Here is a 17,923-nt window from a genome sequence, read left to right as displayed (position 1 = left end):
GCAGCCCGCGCTATCCATAAGCCCATGAAAAACGGCGATCACCTTTTCCTCATCGACGGCTCGGGCTTCATATTCCGCGCCTTCCACGCGCTTCCGGCGCTGACGCGCAAATCCGACGGCCTGCCGGTCGGCGCGGTCTCCGGCTTCTGCAACATGCTGTGGAAGCTGTTGACCAACGCCCGCGACACCTCGGTCGGCGTCACGCCCACCCATCTCGCCGTCATCTTCGACTATTCGTCGCAGACCTTCCGCAAGACGCTCTACGAGGCCTACAAGGCGAACCGCTCGGCCCCGCCGGAGGATCTGGTGCCGCAATTCGGCCTGATCCGCGCCGCCACCCGCGCCTTCAACCTGCCCTGCATCGAAGTCGAGGGTTTCGAGGCCGACGACATCATCGCCACCTATGCCCGCCAGGCGGAAGCGGCTGGCGGCGACGTCACCATCGTCTCTTCCGATAAAGACCTGATGCAGCTCGTCACCGACAATGTCCACATGTATGACAGCATGAAGGACAAGCAGATCGGCATTGCCGACGTCATCGAGAAATGGGGCGTGCCGCCGCAGCAGATGATCGACCTGCAGGCGCTGACCGGCGATTCCACCGACAATATTCCCGGCATTCCCGGCATCGGCCCGAAGACGGCCGCGCAATTGCTGGCCGAATACGGCGATCTCGACACGCTGCTGGCCCGCGCCTCCGAAATCAAGCAGCAGAAGCGCCGCGAAAGCATCGTCGCCAATGCCGAGCTGGCGCGCCTTTCGCGCACGCTGGTGACGCTGCGCACCGACACGCCGCTGGATCTGCCCCTCGATGCGCTGGTGCTCGAGCCGCAGGACGGCCCGAAGCTGATCGCCTTCCTCAAGGCCATGGAATTCGGCACGCTGACGCGGCGCGTCGCCGAGGCCTGCGATTGCGATGCCGGGGCTATCGAGCCGGCCTCGGTCAAGGTCGAATGGGGCGAAAGCGCCCATGGGCCGGATCTGGATGTCGGCGAGGCCGTCACGCCCGAAGGCATCACGGTGCTTGGCGATGCCGTGACCGGTGCGACCGAAGCCGCCCCGGATGCCCTGCCCGCCGACCGCCCCGGCATTGCCGGCACGACGCCCGCCGATCTCGCCGCCGCCCGCGCCGAATTCTTCGCCAGGACCCCGGTCGATGATGCCGGCTACGAGACCATCCGCGATCTCGCCACGCTGGATCTGTGGATCGCGGCGGCGCGCGACACCGGCCTCGTTTCCTTCGATACCGAAACCACCTCGCTGGATGCGATGCAGGCCGATATCGTCGGCTTCTCGCTGGCGATCGCCGACAACAGCGACGATCCGACCGGCGGGCGCATCCGCGCGGCCTATGTGCCGCTCGCCCACAAGAGCGGCACCGGCGACCTGCTCGGCGGCGGGCTGGTGGAAAACCAGATCCCGCTCGATGCGGCGCTCGCCCGCATCAAGACCCTGCTCGAAGACCCCTCGATCCTCAAGGTCGGCCAGAACCTCAAATACGACTACCTGCTGATGCGGCGCTACGGCATCGATATCCAGAGCCTCGACGACACGATGCTGATGTCCTACGTGCTGGATAGCGGCAACGGCGCCCATGGCATGGACAGCCTGTCCGAGCGCTGGCTGAACCACAAGCCGATCGCCTTCAAGGATGTCGCCGGCTCCGGCAAGAGCGGCGTCACCTTCGACATGGTGCCGATCGACCGCGCCACGGCCTACGCCGCGGAGGATGCCGACGTGACATTGCGGCTGTGGTTCGTGCTCAAGCCGCGTCTGGCGGCGCAGAAACTCGCCACCGTCTACGAGCGGCTGGAGCGGCCGTTGCTGCCCGTGCTGGCGCGCATGGAAGAGCGCGGCATCACCATCGACCGGCAGATCCTCTCGCGGCTCTCAGGCGAGTTGGCGCAAGGGGCCGCGGCGCTGGAGGACGATATCTACCAGCTGGCGGGGGAAAAATTCACCATCGGCTCGCCGAAACAGCTCGGCGACATCCTGTTCGGCAAGATGGGGCTGCCGGGCGGGGCGAAGACCAAGACCGGGCAATGGTCGACGTCGGCGCAGGTGCTGGAAGATCTGGCCGCCGCCGGCCACGACCTGCCGCGTCGCATCGTCGACTGGCGCCAGCTCACCAAGCTGAAATCCACCTATACGGACGCCCTGCCCGGCTATGTCCATCCCGAGACCAAGCGCGTCCACACCTCCTATTCGCTGGCCTCGACCACGACCGGGCGGCTTTCCTCCTCCGAGCCGAACTTGCAGAACATTCCGGTGCGCAATGCCGAAGGGCGAAAAATCCGCACCGCCTTCATCTCGACCCCCGGTCATCGGCTGGTCTCGGCCGACTACAGCCAGATCGAGCTGCGCGTACTCGCCCATGTCGCCGAGATCCCGCAATTGCGCCAGGCCTTTGCGGACGGCATCGACATCCATGCGATGACCGCTTCGGAAATGTTCGGCGTGCCGGTGGAAGGCATGCCGGGCGAGGTGCGGCGCCGCGCCAAGGCGATCAATTTCGGCATCATCTACGGCATTTCCGCCTTCGGCCTCGCCAACCAGCTTTCCATCGAGCGTTCCGAGGCCGGCGATTACATCAAGCGTTATTTCGAGCGTTTCCCCGGCATCCGCGACTATATGGACCGGACGAAGGCGGAAGCGCGCGACAAGGGGTACGTCGAGACCATTTTCGGCCGGCGCATCCACTACCCGGATATCCGTTCCTCAAACCCTTCGGTGCGCGCCTTCAACGAGCGCGCGGCAATCAACGCGCCGATCCAGGGCTCGGCCGCCGACGTCATCCGCCGGGCGATGATCCGCATGGAACCGGCGCTGGCCGAAAGCAAGCTCGCAGCCCGCATGCTGCTGCAGGTGCATGACGAACTGATCTTCGAGGTCGAGGAAGCGGAAGTCGAAAAGACTATCCCGCTGGTGATCTCGGTGATGGAAAACGCCACGCTGCCCGCCGTCGACATGCGCGTGCCGCTGAAGGTGGATGCGCGCGCCGCCGGCAATTGGGACGAGGCCCATTGAAAAGAAAAGCCCCGCCTCAAAGTTCGAGCGGGGCGAATACCGATCGCATCGGTTGAGGGAACATTCTTAAAGCGCCTATTCTGCGCCCTGGTTCCATGGCCCTCAGGCTTCGATATCAATAAATTCCGATTTCGTCGCCGTCGAAGCCGTTTTCTTTCAGGATTTTCCGGAATTTCGGCAAGTTTGCCGAAATGTCGGAATTGGGTTGATAGGAAGAGTCGGGATTGAAAATGCCGTAATTGTTTTCCTGAAGCTCGGGAGCCATGACCGACCAGAGATCGGATGAAATATCCACCTGCGCAGGCTCGAAGATGTCCGGGTGAATTTGTGTCGTTCCCGACATCTTTGTAACGGACCGAAAAATATCCAGCGCATTATTCTGCTTTTTTATCTTGTCCTTCCAGGTCAATCCGACACTGCCGATCTGACGGCTCGTCTCATCGCCGATGCTTGTTCTCTTCGAATCCTTGACGTTGATGTCACCCATAAAAAGGGAGTATTTCGGAAAGTCTTTCGCATATTCCGAGACTTTCTGGAATTTGATGTAATTGTCATTGATGAAATTGGCGTGGCGCTTCTTTCCCGATTTCCGATATGCCTCGATCAGCAGAAACGCGACTGCATTCGAGCCGTTATAGGTCTTGCATGCGAAATCGAAGAAATTCTTTCTGCGTATCCGCGTGTCTGTGCAACCCCGAAAATATCGCATCGCCAGCTCAGTCATCGACAGTTCCTTGCAACGGGCCAAAACTCTGTTTGAATCACTTGGCGGCATTGTCGCAACACCCATCGCAATTGCGAATAGCCATTTCTGTGCAGATATCCGATCGCTCCCGCACGCATGCCTCGCGCAGTCTTGCAGTGCGATAGTCCGCCGAATCGTCGCCGGCGAAACGCCGGCCGGCGACACCGGGGCCAATGGAGACGAGATGAGACGGAATTGTGCGATTGCGGCCCTGGCCGGAGTGGCGATGCTGGCGTCCGGCTGCACCCGAACCAGCTATTACGTGCCGCCGCATGGCTTCATCGATGCGGAATCGGCGCAATGCCGCGGCCTGTCGACCAAGCAGAATTACGATGCCTGCATCATTGCCGGCCGCACCGGCATGTCTTTTCCGGAGGTGCGCCGGCAATTGCGCGGCCCCGAGGTCGCCCCGCCGCTGGAGCCGCAATACCCCGAAGGCTTCGAGCCGTCGGACGAGGAAGAGCTCCCGACGCTCGAACCCGGCACGCGCCACCCCCACAAGCCGCGCACCCCGCCAAAAACGATCTAGCCACCGAACAAACGAAACGCCCCTCTTCGGCGAAGAGGGGCGTTGCCTTGTCTCCGGTCCGTCAGCGCTGGCGCGCCAGCAGATCGGTCGCCAGCGCATCGGCGGTGCGGATGGCGTCGGCGACGATGCGGGCGGTCAGCGTGCGCGGCACGGAATGGATGACGCTCGCCGGGTTCATCGCGGTTTCACCGACGCGCAGCAGGTCGGCATCCGAGACATCGCCGAGACCGAGATCGGCAAGCCGCACGGGCAGGCCGATATCGGCGCAGAAGCGGATCGCCTCGGCAATCTCCTGCGGGTCGCGGTTTTCCAGAACCAGCAGGCCGATGATGCCGAAAGCCACCTTTTCGCCGTGGAAGAAGTGGTGCGTCGGTTCCAGCACGGTCAGCGCGTCATGGATGCCATGGGCGGCCGAGACGCCGCAGTTCTCGAAGCCGAGGCCGGAAAGCAGCGTATTGGCTTCGATGATGTTTTCCACCGCTTCCGTCAGGCAGCCGGCCTTGGCCGCCAGATAGGCGGCGCGGCCGTCGCGCATCAGGGTTTCATGGCAGGCGCGCGCAACCTGTGCGCCGGCAATCGTCGGGGCGTAGCCATCGGCAATGTAGTTGTTGGAGCGGCTTTCAAAATTCGAGCGCGCCTCGAACCAGGTGGACAGCGCATCGCCCATGCCGGCGGCAAGGAAGCGCACCGGCGCGCGCAGGATGACCTGCGAATCCACCAGCACGACATCCGGGTTGCGATAGCAGCGCTCCACCCGGTCGTAGACGCCTTCGGCCGTGTAGATCACGCCGATCGAGCTGGTCGGGCTGTCGGTGGAGGCAATCGTCGGCACGGTGATGATGCGCGCGCCGACGTCGCGGGCGGCGATCTTGCCGGTATCCAGCGTCTTGCCGCCGCCCACACCAATGACGACATCGACGCCGCGCCCGAGTTCGGCGCAGCGCTTCACTTCCGCATCGGTGGATTCACCGCCGAAGACGGTCGAGACGGTCTCGACGCCGGCCTTGAGGAGCGAAGCGCGCAGCGCCTCGCCATAGGTCTTGTCGACGAAGGCGTCCGACAGCAGCAGCGCCTTCTTTCCAAGGCCTGCCGCATAGGTTCCGAGATCGGCCAGAACCCCCGGCCCCTGCACATAGCGCAACGGGCCGCCATATCCGCGAGTCAGCATGATTTTATCCCTTATCCTTTCAACGCAATTCCGGACGGAAAACCGCTTCACATTTTTCCTGGAATTGCTTGGCCGTTAGAGCGCCTTTCGATCTGATGGGATCAGATCGGCACTCTAAGCTCTTTTGTTTTAAGCATAATCTTCTCGATCCTCGTTTCACTCCGGTCGGATTATGCTTTAACGCAGCGTCAGGCCGCCATCGATGGTGATGATTTCGCCGGTGGTGAAGCTGGCGGCATCGGAGGCGAGGTAGACGGCGGCGCCGACCAGTTCCTCGACGCGGCCGATGCGGTTCTGCACCGCGCCCTTTTCCCAATGGTCGCGCACCACGTCGGGATGTTCCTTGATGACCTCGTCGGTCAGCTCGGTGCGGATATAGCCCGGCGCAATGGCGTTGACGCGGATGTTGTGCTCGGCCCATTCGGTCGCCAGCGCCTTGGTCAGCATATGCACGCCGGCCTTGGAGACATTGTAGGCGGCATGGCGGAATGGCCAGTTGACGATGCGGCCCGACATCGAGCCAATGGAGATGATCGAGCCGGATTTCTGGGCGATCATCTGCCGGCCGGCGGCGCGCGAGACGAGGAAGACGCCGTCGAGATTGACCGACATGGTGCGCCGCCAGGTGTCCAGCGAGCAATCCTCAGCCGCCGCCGGCAAGACGATGCCGACATTGTTGACGAGGATATCGACACGCCCGAAGGCGGCGACGGTCTCGGCGATCAGCCGGTCGGCATCGGCCTCCACCGATATATCGGCCTGGATGGCCTTCGCCTTGCCGCGGGCCGCCTCGATGGCCGCGACGACGGCATCGGCCCGCCCGGCCGCCGACTGGTAGTTGACGACGACGCTTGCGCCCTGCGCCGCCAGCCCCTTGGCCAGCGCCTCGCCGATGCCGCGCGACGCGCCGGTGACGATGGCGATTTTGCCTGTGAGGTCGAACAGACCTCCGTTGACAGCATTCATGGGTATCCTCCCGAAACGGTGCGGCGGTTCAGGCCGCCGTGCTTGCCTTGAAAACGTTGGATGTGATGTGCTCAGCCGTGCGCACCGCCTGGGCGACGATGGTCAGCGACGGGTTGAAGCCGGTGGACGAGGGCAGGAAGGACGCGTCGACGACATAGAGATTGTCGACGTCCCAGACCTTGCAGGTGGGATCGAGCACCGACGTCGCCGGATCGTTGCCGAAACGGGCGGTGCCGCATTGATGCATGGACACGGTGATATCCATGCGCTGGGTGATGATGATCGGATAGCCGATGGAGCGCATGATGCGGGTCCAGTGGCGCACCAGCTCGTTATGCGAGGTCAGGTTGTTGGGCGTATAGGCAACGCGGATGGTGCCGTCGCTGTCGAGCGTTACGCGGTTGTTCGGATCGGGCAGGTCTTCCGACATGATCCACCAGTCGACCGAGCGCTCGGCGAAGCGGTCCATCAGCCATTCCGGCAGCCATCTGACATTGGCGGTCAGCATGCCGCCCTGCAGCTTGCCCAAGCCCTGCACATTGCCCATCGGCCAGGGGCGGTGGGCATTGGCGAGATAGAAATCGTTGATCGCCATGGATTTCTGGAAGGTCACCCGGTTCTTGCGGAAGGGGTGGATCGCCATCATCGCCGTATTGTTATGGGCCATGTAATTGCGGCCGAGCTGATCGGAGGTGTTGTTGCCGAGCCCGCGCGGATGCTTGTCATTGGCCGAGCGCAGCAACAGCGCCGTCGAATTGATCGCGCCGGCCGAGGAGATGAACAGGTCGCCCGAGATCACCTTGACCTGACCGTCCTGCTCCACCTCGATGCCGGTGACGCGTTTTCCCGATGCATCGGTCAGCATGCGGCGCACCTTGGTGTCGAGCACCAGATCGACGCGACCACTGGCAAGCGCGGGCGCGACGAGGCGCACTTCGGCATCGTTCTTGGCGCCCAGCTTGCAGGCGAAACCATCGCAGGTGGAACAGCGAATGCAGGCCCCGCCCTTGTGGCGGTCGATGGCGATCGGCAGCGGGAAGGGCCGCAGACCCTTGGCGCGCAGCTTTTCGGCGATGGCCTCGATTTCCGGCTCGTGGCCGATGGTCGGATAGGGCATCGGGCCGGAGCGCGGCGGTTCGATCGGATCGGCGCCGGCCGTGCCATGCGTGCCCATCAGCCGCTCGGCCTCGTCGTAATAGGGGGCGAAATCGGCGTAACGCACCGGCCAGGCCGGCGCGACGCCGCCCTCATGCTGCAGGTCCTCGAAATCCTCGACGCGGAAACGCACGGTGGCGGCGCCGAAGAATTTCGAATTGCCGCCGACATAATAGAAGGTCGAAGGGTGGAAGGGTTTGCCGTCCTTGTCGCGCCAGGTCTCGTTGGCGGTATATTTGCGGTCGTGGAAAACCGCCTTCACCGACCAGTTGTCGGCCTCGCGCGGCAGGTAGTTGCCGCGCTCGATCATCAGCACGCGCGCGCCGGTCGCAGACAGCCGATTGGCCATGGCGCCGCCGCCGACGCCGGCGCCGACGATCACCACGTCATAGTGGGTGTCGATCGTGTTCATCGCAAATCTCCTCCTGCCCGCCTGGAGGTCCAGGCAGGGAAAAACGTCTCGTTCATGGGCTCAAACTGCCCGGTGATCGGCCGTCACATGACGGCGCCGACCTGCCAGGGCACGAATTCATTGTCGCCGTAGCCGAAGGCCTCGCTGCAGGTCTCCTTGCCGGACGCCGTATCGATCATCAGCTCGAAGATGCGCCGTCCCAGCGCCTCGATGGTCTCGACGCCTGTTACCACCGTGCCGCAATCGATATCCATGTCCTCGACCATGTGGCGATACATGTCGGAATTGGTGGCGAGCTTCAGCGTCGGCGCCGGCTTGAAGCCGGAGACGGAGCCGCGCCCGGTGGTGAACGCGATCAGGTTCGCCCCACCCGCCACCTGTCCGGTGACGGCGACGGGATCGTAGCCCGGCGTATCCATGAAGACGAGGCCGGGCTCGGTGACCTTTTCGGCATATTCATAGACGGCGTTCAGCCGCGACATGCCACCCTTGGCGACCGCGCCCAGCGATTTCTCGAGAATGGTGGTCAGGCCGCCCTGCTTGTTGCCATGCGAGGGGTTGTTGTCCATCTCGGCATTGTTGCGGCTGGTATAGTCGCGCCACCATTCGATGCGCTGCAACAGCTTTTCGGCGACGGCGGGGCTGACGGCGCGCCGGGTCAGCAGATGTTCGGCCCCATAGATCTCGGGAGTTTCGGCGAGGATGACCGTGCCGCCATGGCGGACCAGCAGATCGGCGGCATAGCCGAGGCCGGGATTGGCGGAAATGCCGGAATAACCGTCCGAACCGCCGCATTCCAGCGCCAGCGACAGGCCGCTGACCGGCTGCGGCGTGCGTTCGATGGCGCCGGTGAGCGGCATCATGTCCTCGGCGGCGCGAATGCCGGCCTCGATGGTGCGGCGCGTGCCGCCCACCTGCTGGATGGTCATGGTGCGCAGCCGGTCGTTTTCGCCAAGACCCTCGCGCTTGAGCAGCGCCGGGATCTGGTTGGTCTCGCAGCCAAGCCCGATCATCAGCACGCCGCCGACATTGGGATGGGTGGCGTAACCGGCGATGGTGCGGGTCAGGTAATCGTAACCCTCCGCTTTCGTGTTGAAGGCGCAGCCGCCGCCATGGGTCAGCGCGATCACCCCGTCGACGCCGGGATAACGCTCCATGACGCCGGGCGCCGAAAAATGCGCCGCGACCGCCTTGGAGACGGTGGCGGAACAGTTCACCGAGGAGATGACGGCGATGTAGTTGCGCGTGCCGACGCGGCCATCCGGGCGGGCATAGCCCATGAAGGTGGCGCGCTCCGGCTCCGGCACCATCTCAGGCGCCACGGCATCGGCGCACATGGCGTAGTCGCGGGTGAATTCGCCGACGGCGAGGTTGTGGCTGTGCACATGCTGGCCGGCCTCGATGTCCTCGCTGGCGAAACCGATGGTCTGGCCGTATTTGGTCACCGCGGCGCCGCGGGCAATCGGCGACAGCGCGATCTTGTGGCCGCGCGGAATTTTGGCGAGCGGCCGCAGGCCGTCGATATCGGGCATGACGGCCGGATCGATCTGCTCGCGGGCAACGGCGACATTGTCGCCGGAATTGAGCCGGATCAGCGGCGAGATGTAGTTGCTTGCGTCCGCCATCAGGGCGCTTCCTGTGAAAACATGCTGGTTCTTTCCTGATAGAGCCTGGCCATGACGTCGAAGGACGATTCCAGGTGGATACGCATGGCAAGTTCCGCCTGGTCCGGCTTGCCGGCGCGGATGGCAGCGACGATGGCCGCATGCTGCTCCGTCACCATGGCGAGATGGCCCGGAACCGGGGCCGAAAGCTGTCGCATGCGGTCGAGATGCACCTTGGCCAGCGTGATGAATTTCCAGATGCGCGGCATGCCGCTCATCTGCGCGATCTTGGCATGCAGCGCGTCGTCCTCGTCGAGATAGCGCTCCAGCTGCCCGGTTTCGATCAGGCCGCGCATGCGCCCGACCAGCGCGTCGAGTTCCCGGCCGCCCGCCTCGTCGAAACGCTGGGCGGCGCGGCGCACGCTTTCGATCTCCAGCGCCCGGCGGATGACGAAACCTTCCTCCGCCACCTGAAACGAGATGTGGCTGACATAGGTGCCGGAATGGGGAATGACATTGACCAGCCCCTCTTCCGCCAGCTTCTGGACCGCCTCCCGGACAGGCGTGCGCGACACGGAAAGCTCGGCGCAGATGTCCTTTTCGACAATCGGCGCGCCCGGCTGGATCTCCAGCATGATGATCGAGTGCCGCAGCAACTCATATACCTGATCGGCTTTCTGTGTGGGTTGTTTGAGCATGCGTGTTTCCTCTCCTGCCTGTAATTACGCATATTTTATGGGGTGTTGCAATTATTTTTTCGGAGTCGGTTGACAAACTCATATATCTGTAGCCTGTATAACTCATATATGAGCTACCGCAGGGACCGCAAGCGATCCCGCGGCGCCATCAGGGAGAAGACCATGACAAAGCGCATCGGCGCCACGGTCTCGCAGGTGCGCCTGTGAGCACGATCACCTATTTGACGCGCATCGAATTCGGCGAAGGCGAGATCGCCCGCCTGCCGGAATTTCTCGCCGCGCTGAACGTCAAGCGGCCGCTGATCGCAACCGATAAAGGCCTTTCCGCTTCGGGACTTGCGGGCCGCGTGGCCGCCCTTCTCGGCGACAGCGCCGTCGTCTTCGACGAGACCCCGGCCAACCCGACGGAAGAGGCGGTGGTCGCCGCCCATGCGCTTTATCTGAAGAGCGGTTGCGACGGCATCGTCGGGCTTGGCGGCGGCTCGTCGCTCGATCTCGCCAAGGCCGTTCGCCTGCTGACCGGGCATGCGGGACCGCTGGAGCAATATACTGCCGTGTCCGGCGGCGTCGCCCGCATCCATGGCAATATCTGTCCGATGATCGCCGTGCCCACCACCTCCGGCACGGGTTCCGAAGTCGGCCGCGCCGCCGTCATCATCACGGCGGACGGACGCAAGCTCGGCATTCTCTCCGGCTTCATGCTGCCCTCGATTGCGCTGTGCGATCCAGAACTCACCTATGGCCTGCCGCCGCGCCTGACGGCCGCCACCGGCATGGACGCCATCTCGCATTGCCTGGAAACCTACATGGCGCCGGCCTTCAATCCGCCGGCCGAGGCGATTGCGCTGCATGGCCTGGATTGCGGTCTCGGCGCCATCGAGCGCGCCATGGCCGACGGCACCGACCGCAAGGCGCGCCGCGACATGATGGTCTGCGCGCTGGAAGGCGCCATGGCTTTCCAGAAGGGACTGGGCGCCGTGCATGCGCTGACCCATCCGCTCGGCGCCATCCGCGAACTCAACCTGCATCACGGCACGCTGAACGCCGTGCTGATGCCGGCGGTGCTGCGCTTCAACCGCGAGGTGATCGGCGGCAAATGGGACGTGCTGGCGAGCCGCATGGGCGGCCAGCCCGATGACGTCGTCGCCGCCCTCAACATCCGTCTCGGCATGCCCTCGGGGCTGAAGGAGATGGGCGTGACGGAAGCGATGATGGAGCAGGTCTCGCATGCCGCGCTGAAGGACCATTGCCACGCGACCAATCCGCGGATCGCCAGTCAGGCGGACTATCTCGACATTCTGCGCCACGCCGCCTGAGGCGATTGGCGTCTGGAACGGCCGGACGGGGGTTCCGTCCGGCAAAGGCATATCGAACCGGGCCTGGAGCGCCCGATCTTGGGAGGATGGAAATGACTGAAGACAACAAGCAGCCGGAATTCGTCGACAATGCCGGCGGCTTCCGCCTGACGCGGCGCGGCCTGCTTTCGGCAGCCGCCGCGACCACCGTCGCCGCCGCACTGGCCCGCCCGGAATTCTCCTGGGCGCAGAATGCCGAAAAGACCTTCTGTGCCTCGCTCGGCTGGACCGTCTGGGAATCCGGCCGCCACATCGTCAACGGCTACAAGGACGCCGTCGAGCGTCTCGGCGGCAAGCTGACGATCGCCGACGCCAATTACGACGTCAAGAAGCAGGCCGACCAGATCCTCGCCTTCGTCGAGGCCAAGCCGGCCGCGATCTTCATCACGCCCGCCGATGCCGCCGCGATCTCGCCGGCCGTTCAGCAGGCCGTCGCTTCCGGCATTCCGATCTTCGTCGGTGACTCCTACGTGCCCAACGTCACCGTGACCTCGACGGCAATGTCGAACAATTTCGGCCTCGGCGCCCATCCGGCGCAATATATCGCCGACCAGCTGGGCGGCAAAGGCAAGGTGGCGCTCGTGTCGCTGCCGTCGAACGAGAGCTGGGACCAGCGCACGCTCGGCGCCAAGTCGGTCTTCGTTCGCTACCCCGACATCAAGATCGTCTCGGAAATCGCCTTTGCGCTCGGCGGCTCGACCACGCCGCGTCAGGTCGTCGACCAGATCCTCACCGCCAATCCGGAACTGGACGCCATCTGGTGCGCCTGGGATGGCGCGGCCTCCGAAGGCACGCTCGCGATCCGCGCTTCGGGTCGCCCGGTGATGATCACCGGCATCGACGGCGGCCAGCAGTCGTTCGAATACATCAAGGCGGATTCGCCGTTCAAGCTGACCATGGCGCAGAGCTTCTACGAAATGGCCTATATGAACGCCTTCTATGCCCAGGAAGTCGCCGCCGGCCGCCAGGCCCCGCGCTTCGTCATCACCCCGTCCTACGCGGTGACCAAGGCCTCGCTCGACCCGCTGCCGAACATTCCCGACACCTACGACATGCCGGGCGAAGCGGCAAAGCTCGGCTGGGCGCGGGTTCTCTAAGGGCTTTTAAGCCTCTCGATCATTCCCTCGCCCTTCGACAGGAGGCAGAGTCCGCCTCTTCGACCTTCTCCCCCGGAGGAGACGGGAAAACGGAAAAAATTCCTCCCCCAGCGGGTGGCGGCAGGCGTCGCCGCCCGTTCCGGGAGGCGGATAGACTTCAGGAGGAACCCGGCTGTGGCTGGTCAAACGGGCACGATCCTCGCGATGCGCGGGATCCAGAAACGCTTCGGCGATGTCAACGCGCTTGACGATGTCGACTTCTGTCTTGGGGAGGGCGAGGTCCATGCTCTGCTCGGCGTCAACGGCGCCGGCAAGTCGACGCTGATCAAGATCCTCTCCGGCGTCTATTCCAAGGATGGCGGGACCATCGAGATCGCCGGAAAGGCTTACGATCTGGGCTCGCCGCGCGCGGCGATCGAGGCGGGCGTGGCCGTGGTGCAGCAGCATCCCGAGTTGGTCGGCGACCTGACCGGCGCCGAAAACATCTTTCTCGGCCATGAAAGCGCAAAACCCGGCCTGTTCTCGCGCATCGACCGCTCCGGCATCGCGGCGCGCGCGCAAGCCATGCTGTCGCGCTTCCCCATCGATATCGATCTCGGCCGCCGCGTCGCCGACATGCCGGCGGTGGACCGCGAAATCGTCGCCATCCTGCATGCGCTGAGGCTCGAAAACGCCCGCATCCTCATCCTCGACGAGCCGACCTCGACGCTGACCGAGCGCGAAAAGGCCTCGCTGTTTTCGATGATGAAAACGCTGAAGGCCGCCGGCATCGCCATCATCTACATCACCCACCGCCTCGAAGAGGTATTCGAGATCGCCGACGCCTTCACCGTCTTTCGCGGCGGCCGCAATGTCGCGACGCATACGGTCAAGGAAGCGCGCGAGAAAAAGATCTCGATCCCCAACCTGATGCTGGATTCCGACAAGGGCCTGACCTTCCCGCCGCGCTCGCAAAAGACCGATGGCGACATCGTGCTGGAGGCGAAGAACCTCTCGGCCGAAGGCCTGTTCCGCAACGTCTCCTTCGCCGCCCGCAAGGGCGAGATCCTCGGCATTTTCGGCCTGGTCGGCTCCGGCGTCGACGAACTCTCCAAGGCGCTGTTCGGCGTCGTCGCCCCTGATAGCGGCGAAATCCATCTCAAGGGCCGCGCCGTACGCTTCCGCTCAGCGGCGCAGGCGTTGCAGGCCGGCATCTTCCTCGTGCCCGGCGACCGGCGCAGCGAAGGCCTGACCATGGATGAGGACGTGGTGTTCAACACCACGCTCGCCAATCTCGGCCGCGCCTCGCTCGGCGGCATCCTGCGTTTCGGCGACAACCGCAAGCAGGCGGCGGCGCTCGCCGCCAAGGTCGATCTGCAGCCACCGAAGCTCCACCGCGCGCTTCGCGGCTTTTCCGGCGGCAACCAGCAGAAGGTGGTCATCGCCAAGGGCCTCTATCGCCAGGCGGAGGTCTATATCTTCGTCGAACCGACCGTAGGCGTCGATATCGGCGCCCGTTCCAAGATTTACAGCCTGATGCGGGAAATCTCGCGCGATGCGGCCGTGATCGTCATCTCCTCGGATTGCGACGAGGTGCATGGCGTGGCCGACCGCACGGTGGCGCTCTACAAGGGAGCGCCCATCGGCGCGCCCGACCGGGCGACCACCCGCGACCAGCTTCTTTCCGCAGGCATCATGGGGGAGATGACGGCATGATTTCCGGCCGCCTGATCATTCGTCTGCTGGCCTTCGTCGCGCTTGTCGCGGTCATCGCCGGCCTGTTCTGGACGCAGAACGCCGCCTTCCTCTCCGAGGGCAATATTCGCGCGCTGATGCGGCATATGTCGGTGCAGGGGCTGGCCGCGCTCGGCCTGACCTTCGTCATCGTCGTGCGCCAGTTCGACCTGTCCTTTCCCGGCGTCGCCTCGCTCGGCGCCATGACGCTCGGCTGGCTGATCGCGTCAGGCATGCCGCTGTCGGTCGCGGTCTGCGGCGGGCTTGCGGTCGGTATCGCCTTCGGCCTCGTCAACGGCGTCGCCGTTGCCCGCCTCGGCCTGCCCGATATCGTCACCACCATCGCCACCGGCGGCCTCGCCATCGGCTTTTCCTATTTCTATTCCAACGGCACCTCGATCTCGCAGAACTTCTTCATGTCGGGCATTCTCGACCTGAACGACCGCAAGATCCTCGGCCTCGACATGCCCTTCGCCATCCTGATGGCGGCCGCCATCGTCGGCTTCGTGGTGCTGCATGCCTCGCGCTTCGGCCGCGGCTTTTATGCGACGGGTGAAAACCGCACCTCGGCGCGCTTTTCCGGCATTCCGACGCGCACGCTGATCGTCGCCGCCTTCGCCATCTGCGGCATGATGGCCTGTCTGTCGATCACGCTGCTGGTCGCGTCCTCCGGCGCCGCCAACGTCACCGCCGGCAACCAGCTCCTGATGCCGGCCTTCGCCGCCGTCTATCTCGGCGCCGCCCTCTTCGGCCGGCCTTCGGTCGGCGCCACGCTTGCCGGCACGCTGATGATGTCGACCATGCTCAACGGCTTCACTCTGCTCGCCATCCCCTATTATTATTCGGACGCCATCGTCAGCACCGTGCTGATCGCGGCCATCGCGCTGTTCGATCCGCGCGTCTCCGGCCTGTTCCGCACCCTGGTCGCCAAGAAGGACAAGACGGCATGACGGACATCACCGCCTCGCTCTCGCCCGCCCGCCAACCGGCAAAACCCCACCGCCATGGCGGCGTCTTCACCCGCTACGGCTTCTTCCTGCTGGTCATCGTCGTCTTCATCGCCTTCGCCTGGCTGCGCCCGACCTTCATCGCGCCCGGCAATATCCATGGCATGCTGATGTCGGCATCGATCGCGGCGCTGATGTTCCTCGGCCTGACCTGGATCGTCGCCGCCGGCGAGATCGATGTCAGCTTCATGTCGGTGGCGGCGCTGTCGAACATGATTGTCGCCGGCCTCGTGCAGGCAGGCAGCGGCTGGGCCTTAGCGACGCTGGGCGGCCTTGCCGCCGGCCTCGTCTTCGGCCTGCTGAATGCCGGTCTCGTCGCCGGGCTTCGCCTGCCGGCGCTGGTCATCACCATCGCCACCGGCGCGCTTGCCGCCTCTGTCGCGGCGGCCATCGGCTTGGGCACCTCGATTTCGCTGTCCAATACCGGCTTCGTCGGTTCGATCCTCAACCTGCGCCTCGGCGTCGTGCCGCTGATCGGCGTCATCGTCGGCCTGCTCTACGCCATCTCCTGGTTCGTGCAGGAAAAGCTGACCTTCGGTCATTACATCTATGCGCTGGAGCAGAACCGCGCCGCTGTCGTCGAAGCCGGCGTGCCGGTCAACCGCATGCTGTTCATGCTCTACGTGCTGTCCGGCATCGTCTCGTCGCTGGCGGGCGTGCTGCTGGCGGCCAATCTTTCCTCCGGCCAGCCCTATCTCGGCACCTCCTATTTCCTCGACGGGCTGACCTCGGTGCTGCTCGGCGGCATGGCGCTGAAGCTCGGCAAACCCAATGTGCTCGGCACGCTGGCGGCGGTGATCTTCCTCATCGGCCTGCTGAACGGTGCCGCCCTTCTCGGCTGGACCGACAGCGAGCGCCAGATCGTGCGCGGCAGCCTGCTTCTGATCGGCGTCGGGCTTGTGGTTTTCGCCAGAAGCCGCAATCGTGGCCGCGCCCATACCTGAAGGAGCCAAGATGACCCTGACCGCCACCACCCGCCGCAAGGTCGCCAAGACCGGCCTCGAAGTCACAGCACTCGGCATCGGCTCGGCCCCGCTCGGCGGCCTCTATGCCGACGTGCCGACCGCGCAGGCGCTGGAGATGCTGAATGCCGCCTGGGATCTCGGCATCCGCTATTTCGACACCGCGCCGATGTACGGCCTGACCCGCTCCGAACACCTCACCGGCCAGGTGCTGCGTGAACACGACGGCAGCCATGTGCTCTCCACCAAGGTGGGACGGCTGATGACCACCGAGCGCGCCGGCCGCAAGCTGCCGCCGGCGCCGCCGAAGAACCCGCTCGATCCCGGCTGGTGGAACGGTCTGCCCTTCCGCGAGGTCTTCGACTACAGCTATGACGGCGTCATGCGCAGCTTCGACGACAGCCAGCAGCGGCTTGGGATGGACAGGCTCGACATTCTCTACGTCCACGATATCGGCCGCGTTACCCATGCCGATCTGCACGACCATCACTGGGGCGCGCTGACCAGGGGCGGCGGTTTTCGCGCGCTGCAGGAATTGAAGGCGGCCGGCGATATCAAGGGCTTCGGCCTCGGCGTCAACGAATGGGAAGCGATCCGCGACGCGCTGGAGGAGACCGATCTCGACGTTTCCATGCTCGCCGGTCGCTATTCGCTGCTCGACCGCGATGCCGGCGAAAGCTTCCTGCCGCTGGCCGAAAAGCGCGGCATGGCGCTGGTTCTCGCCGGCGTCTACAATTCCGGCATTCTGGCCGCGCCCAAGGGCGGGCGCAAAAAGTTCAACTATGCGGATGCCGATCCCAAAATCGTCGCCCGCGTCGAGGCGCTGCGCGGCGTCTGCGACGATTACGGCGTGCCGCTCGCCGCCGCCGCCATCCGTTTTCCCATGCGCCATCCGGCCGCCACCTGCGTCGTCATCGGCGCCAAGACGGCGGCGCAGCTGAAACAGAATGTCGAATGGTTCGACACCGATCTGCCCGATGCAATCTGGGCCGATCTCGATACCGCGCTGGCCAAGGCCGGCTGAAAACCCTTTTGGAATGAAGAGGATACCATGCTGAAATCCATCAATCCGTTGCTATCAGGCGAACTGCTGGCCATCCTGTCCGACATGGGCCATGGCGACGAGATCGTCATCACCGATGCCAATTTCCCGGCCGATGCGGTGGCGCAGCGTCTGGTGCGCCTGCCGGGCATCAGCGCGACGGATGTGCTGGAGGCGGTTCTGTCGGTGCTGCCGCTCGACGATTTCGTCGACCAGCCCGCCGCCGCCATGGATGCGCCCGGCGAGCGCCCGGCCATCTACCCGGAATTCGAGGCACTGCTCGAAAAGGCCGAGGGCAAGGCGCTGCCGCTGGAGGCCATCGACCGCTTCGCCTTCTACGATCGCTCCAAGGAGGCCTATGCCGTGATTGCCACCGGCGAGCGCCGGCTCTATGCCAATATCATCCTGAAGAAGGGCGTGCTGCGCACGTAATGGGTTAGGGA

Annotated in this window: 15 protein-coding genes; 9 read left to right on the top strand and 6 right to left on the bottom strand. The window is 64.4% G+C overall.

The features are described 5' to 3' along the window. Nucleotides 1–24: 24 nt before the first annotated feature. Entirely contained in the window at nt 25–3,027 is a 3,003-nt protein-coding gene (gene polA / locus P7F60_RS09875) for a DNA polymerase I (protein ID WP_277917565.1), read from the top strand. 115 nt (nt 3,028–3,142) lie between these two features. Here the strand turns inward: polA and P7F60_RS09870 are convergent, their stop codons facing one another. Further along, entirely contained in the window at nt 3,143–3,751 is a 609-nt protein-coding gene (locus P7F60_RS09870) for a hypothetical protein (RefSeq protein ID WP_277917564.1), read from the bottom strand. Nucleotides 3,752–3,956: 205 nt separating this feature from the next. Here P7F60_RS09870 and P7F60_RS09865 point away from each other — a divergent pair, with 205 nt between their 5' ends. Beyond that, the gene (locus P7F60_RS09865; RefSeq protein ID WP_277917563.1) at nt 3,957–4,301 is read left to right on the top strand and encodes a hypothetical protein; all 345 of its coding nucleotides are present in this window, start codon (nt 3,957–3,959) and stop codon (nt 4,299–4,301) included. A 61-nt stretch (nt 4,302–4,362) separates the two neighbouring features. Here P7F60_RS09865 and P7F60_RS09860 read toward each other — a convergent pair whose 3' ends face one another. The 5 genes from P7F60_RS09860 to P7F60_RS09840 form a co-directional block, all read right to left on the bottom strand. Next, on the bottom strand, nt 4,363–5,469 hold the full coding sequence (locus tag P7F60_RS09860) for a glycerol dehydrogenase (RefSeq protein WP_277917562.1): 1,107 nt from the start codon (nt 5,467–5,469) through the stop codon (nt 4,363–4,365). A 177-nt stretch (nt 5,470–5,646) separates the two neighbouring features. Continuing rightward, the gene (locus P7F60_RS09855; protein WP_277917561.1) at nt 5,647–6,435 is read right to left on the bottom strand and encodes an SDR family oxidoreductase; all 789 of its coding nucleotides are present in this window, start codon (nt 6,433–6,435) and stop codon (nt 5,647–5,649) included. 28 nt (nt 6,436–6,463) lie between these two features. Next, a complete protein-coding gene (locus P7F60_RS09850) occupies nt 6,464–8,002 on the bottom strand; it encodes a GMC family oxidoreductase (protein WP_277917560.1) in 1,539 nt (512 codons plus the stop codon). Between the two features lie 83 nt (nt 8,003–8,085). Further along, on the bottom strand, nt 8,086–9,627 hold the full coding sequence (locus P7F60_RS09845) for an altronate dehydratase family protein (protein ID WP_277917559.1): 1,542 nt from the start codon (nt 9,625–9,627) through the stop codon (nt 8,086–8,088). Further along, the gene (locus tag P7F60_RS09840) at nt 9,627–10,304 is read right to left on the bottom strand and encodes a GntR family transcriptional regulator (protein ID WP_277917558.1); all 678 of its coding nucleotides are present in this window, start codon (nt 10,302–10,304) and stop codon (nt 9,627–9,629) included. Before P7F60_RS09840 ends, P7F60_RS09845 begins: the two co-directional genes overlap by 1 nt. A gap of 203 nt (nt 10,305–10,507) precedes the next feature. On the opposite strand from P7F60_RS09840, the gene P7F60_RS09835 reads away from it, so the two are divergent. The 7 genes from P7F60_RS09835 to P7F60_RS09805 all read left to right on the top strand — a co-directional run bounded on the left by P7F60_RS09835 (nt 10,508) and on the right by P7F60_RS09805 (nt 17,912). Then, nucleotides 10,508–11,620, top strand: coding sequence for an iron-containing alcohol dehydrogenase (locus P7F60_RS09835; RefSeq protein WP_277917557.1), 1,113 nt, complete (start codon nt 10,508–10,510; stop codon nt 11,618–11,620). A 92-nt stretch (nt 11,621–11,712) separates the two neighbouring features. After that, a complete protein-coding gene (locus P7F60_RS09830) occupies nt 11,713–12,756 on the top strand; it encodes a sugar ABC transporter substrate-binding protein (RefSeq protein WP_277917556.1) in 1,044 nt (347 codons plus the stop codon). 174 nt (nt 12,757–12,930) lie between these two features. Then, nucleotides 12,931–14,451, top strand: a complete 1,521-nt coding sequence (locus P7F60_RS09825) for a sugar ABC transporter ATP-binding protein (RefSeq protein WP_277917555.1) — start codon at nt 12,931–12,933, stop codon at nt 14,449–14,451. Further along, nucleotides 14,448–15,419 carry an ABC transporter permease gene (locus P7F60_RS09820; RefSeq protein ID WP_277917554.1) on the top strand — a complete coding sequence of 324 codons (972 nt, stop codon included), beginning with the start codon at nt 14,448–14,450 and terminating at the stop codon, nt 15,417–15,419. The genes P7F60_RS09825 and P7F60_RS09820 overlap by 4 nt, the downstream gene beginning before the upstream one ends. Further along, nucleotides 15,416–16,420, top strand: coding sequence for an ABC transporter permease (locus P7F60_RS09815; protein WP_277917553.1), 1,005 nt, complete (start codon nt 15,416–15,418; stop codon nt 16,418–16,420). The genes P7F60_RS09820 and P7F60_RS09815 overlap by 4 nt, the downstream gene beginning before the upstream one ends. Before the next feature lie 10 nt (nt 16,421–16,430). Then, the gene (locus P7F60_RS09810; RefSeq protein WP_277917552.1) at nt 16,431–17,462 is read left to right on the top strand and encodes an aldo/keto reductase; all 1,032 of its coding nucleotides are present in this window, start codon (nt 16,431–16,433) and stop codon (nt 17,460–17,462) included. A 27-nt stretch (nt 17,463–17,489) separates the two neighbouring features. Next, nucleotides 17,490–17,912, top strand: a complete 423-nt coding sequence (locus P7F60_RS09805) for an RbsD/FucU domain-containing protein (protein WP_277917551.1) — start codon at nt 17,490–17,492, stop codon at nt 17,910–17,912. The last annotated feature ends 11 nt before the right edge of the window (nt 17,913–17,923 follow it).

This window comes from Rhizobium sp. YJ-22, from assembly GCF_029601685.1.
Taxonomy (GTDB): domain Bacteria; phylum Pseudomonadota; class Alphaproteobacteria; order Rhizobiales; family Rhizobiaceae; genus Metarhizobium.
This window is presented reverse-complemented; position numbering and strand designations above follow the sequence as displayed.

Bases quoted from the DNA above. Each gene is read 5' to 3' on its own strand.
- polA (WP_277917565.1), top strand. From the start codon at position 25: ATGAAAAACGGCGATCACCTTTTCCTCATCGACGGCTCGGGCTTCATA.
- P7F60_RS09870 (WP_277917564.1), bottom strand. From the start codon at position 3,751: ATGACTGAGCTGGCGATGCGATATTTTCGGGGTTGCACAGACACGCGG.
- P7F60_RS09865 (WP_277917563.1), top strand. From the start codon at position 3,957: ATGAGACGGAATTGTGCGATTGCGGCCCTGGCCGGAGTGGCGATGCTG.
- P7F60_RS09860 (WP_277917562.1), bottom strand. From the start codon at position 5,469: ATGCTGACTCGCGGATATGGCGGCCCGTTGCGCTATGTGCAGGGGCCG.
- P7F60_RS09855 (WP_277917561.1), bottom strand. From the start codon at position 6,435: ATGAATGCTGTCAACGGAGGTCTGTTCGACCTCACAGGCAAAATCGCC.
- P7F60_RS09850 (WP_277917560.1), bottom strand. From the start codon at position 8,002: ATGAACACGATCGACACCCACTATGACGTGGTGATCGTCGGCGCCGGC.
- P7F60_RS09845 (WP_277917559.1), bottom strand. From the start codon at position 9,627: ATGGCGGACGCAAGCAACTACATCTCGCCGCTGATCCGGCTCAATTCC.
- P7F60_RS09840 (WP_277917558.1), bottom strand. From the start codon at position 10,304: ATGCTCAAACAACCCACACAGAAAGCCGATCAGGTATATGAGTTGCTG.
- P7F60_RS09830 (WP_277917556.1), top strand. From the start codon at position 11,713: ATGACTGAAGACAACAAGCAGCCGGAATTCGTCGACAATGCCGGCGGC.
- P7F60_RS09820 (WP_277917554.1), top strand. From the start codon at position 14,448: ATGATTTCCGGCCGCCTGATCATTCGTCTGCTGGCCTTCGTCGCGCTT.
- P7F60_RS09815 (WP_277917553.1), top strand. From the start codon at position 15,416: ATGACGGACATCACCGCCTCGCTCTCGCCCGCCCGCCAACCGGCAAAA.
- P7F60_RS09810 (WP_277917552.1), top strand. From the start codon at position 16,431: ATGACCCTGACCGCCACCACCCGCCGCAAGGTCGCCAAGACCGGCCTC.
- P7F60_RS09805 (WP_277917551.1), top strand. From the start codon at position 17,490: ATGCTGAAATCCATCAATCCGTTGCTATCAGGCGAACTGCTGGCCATC.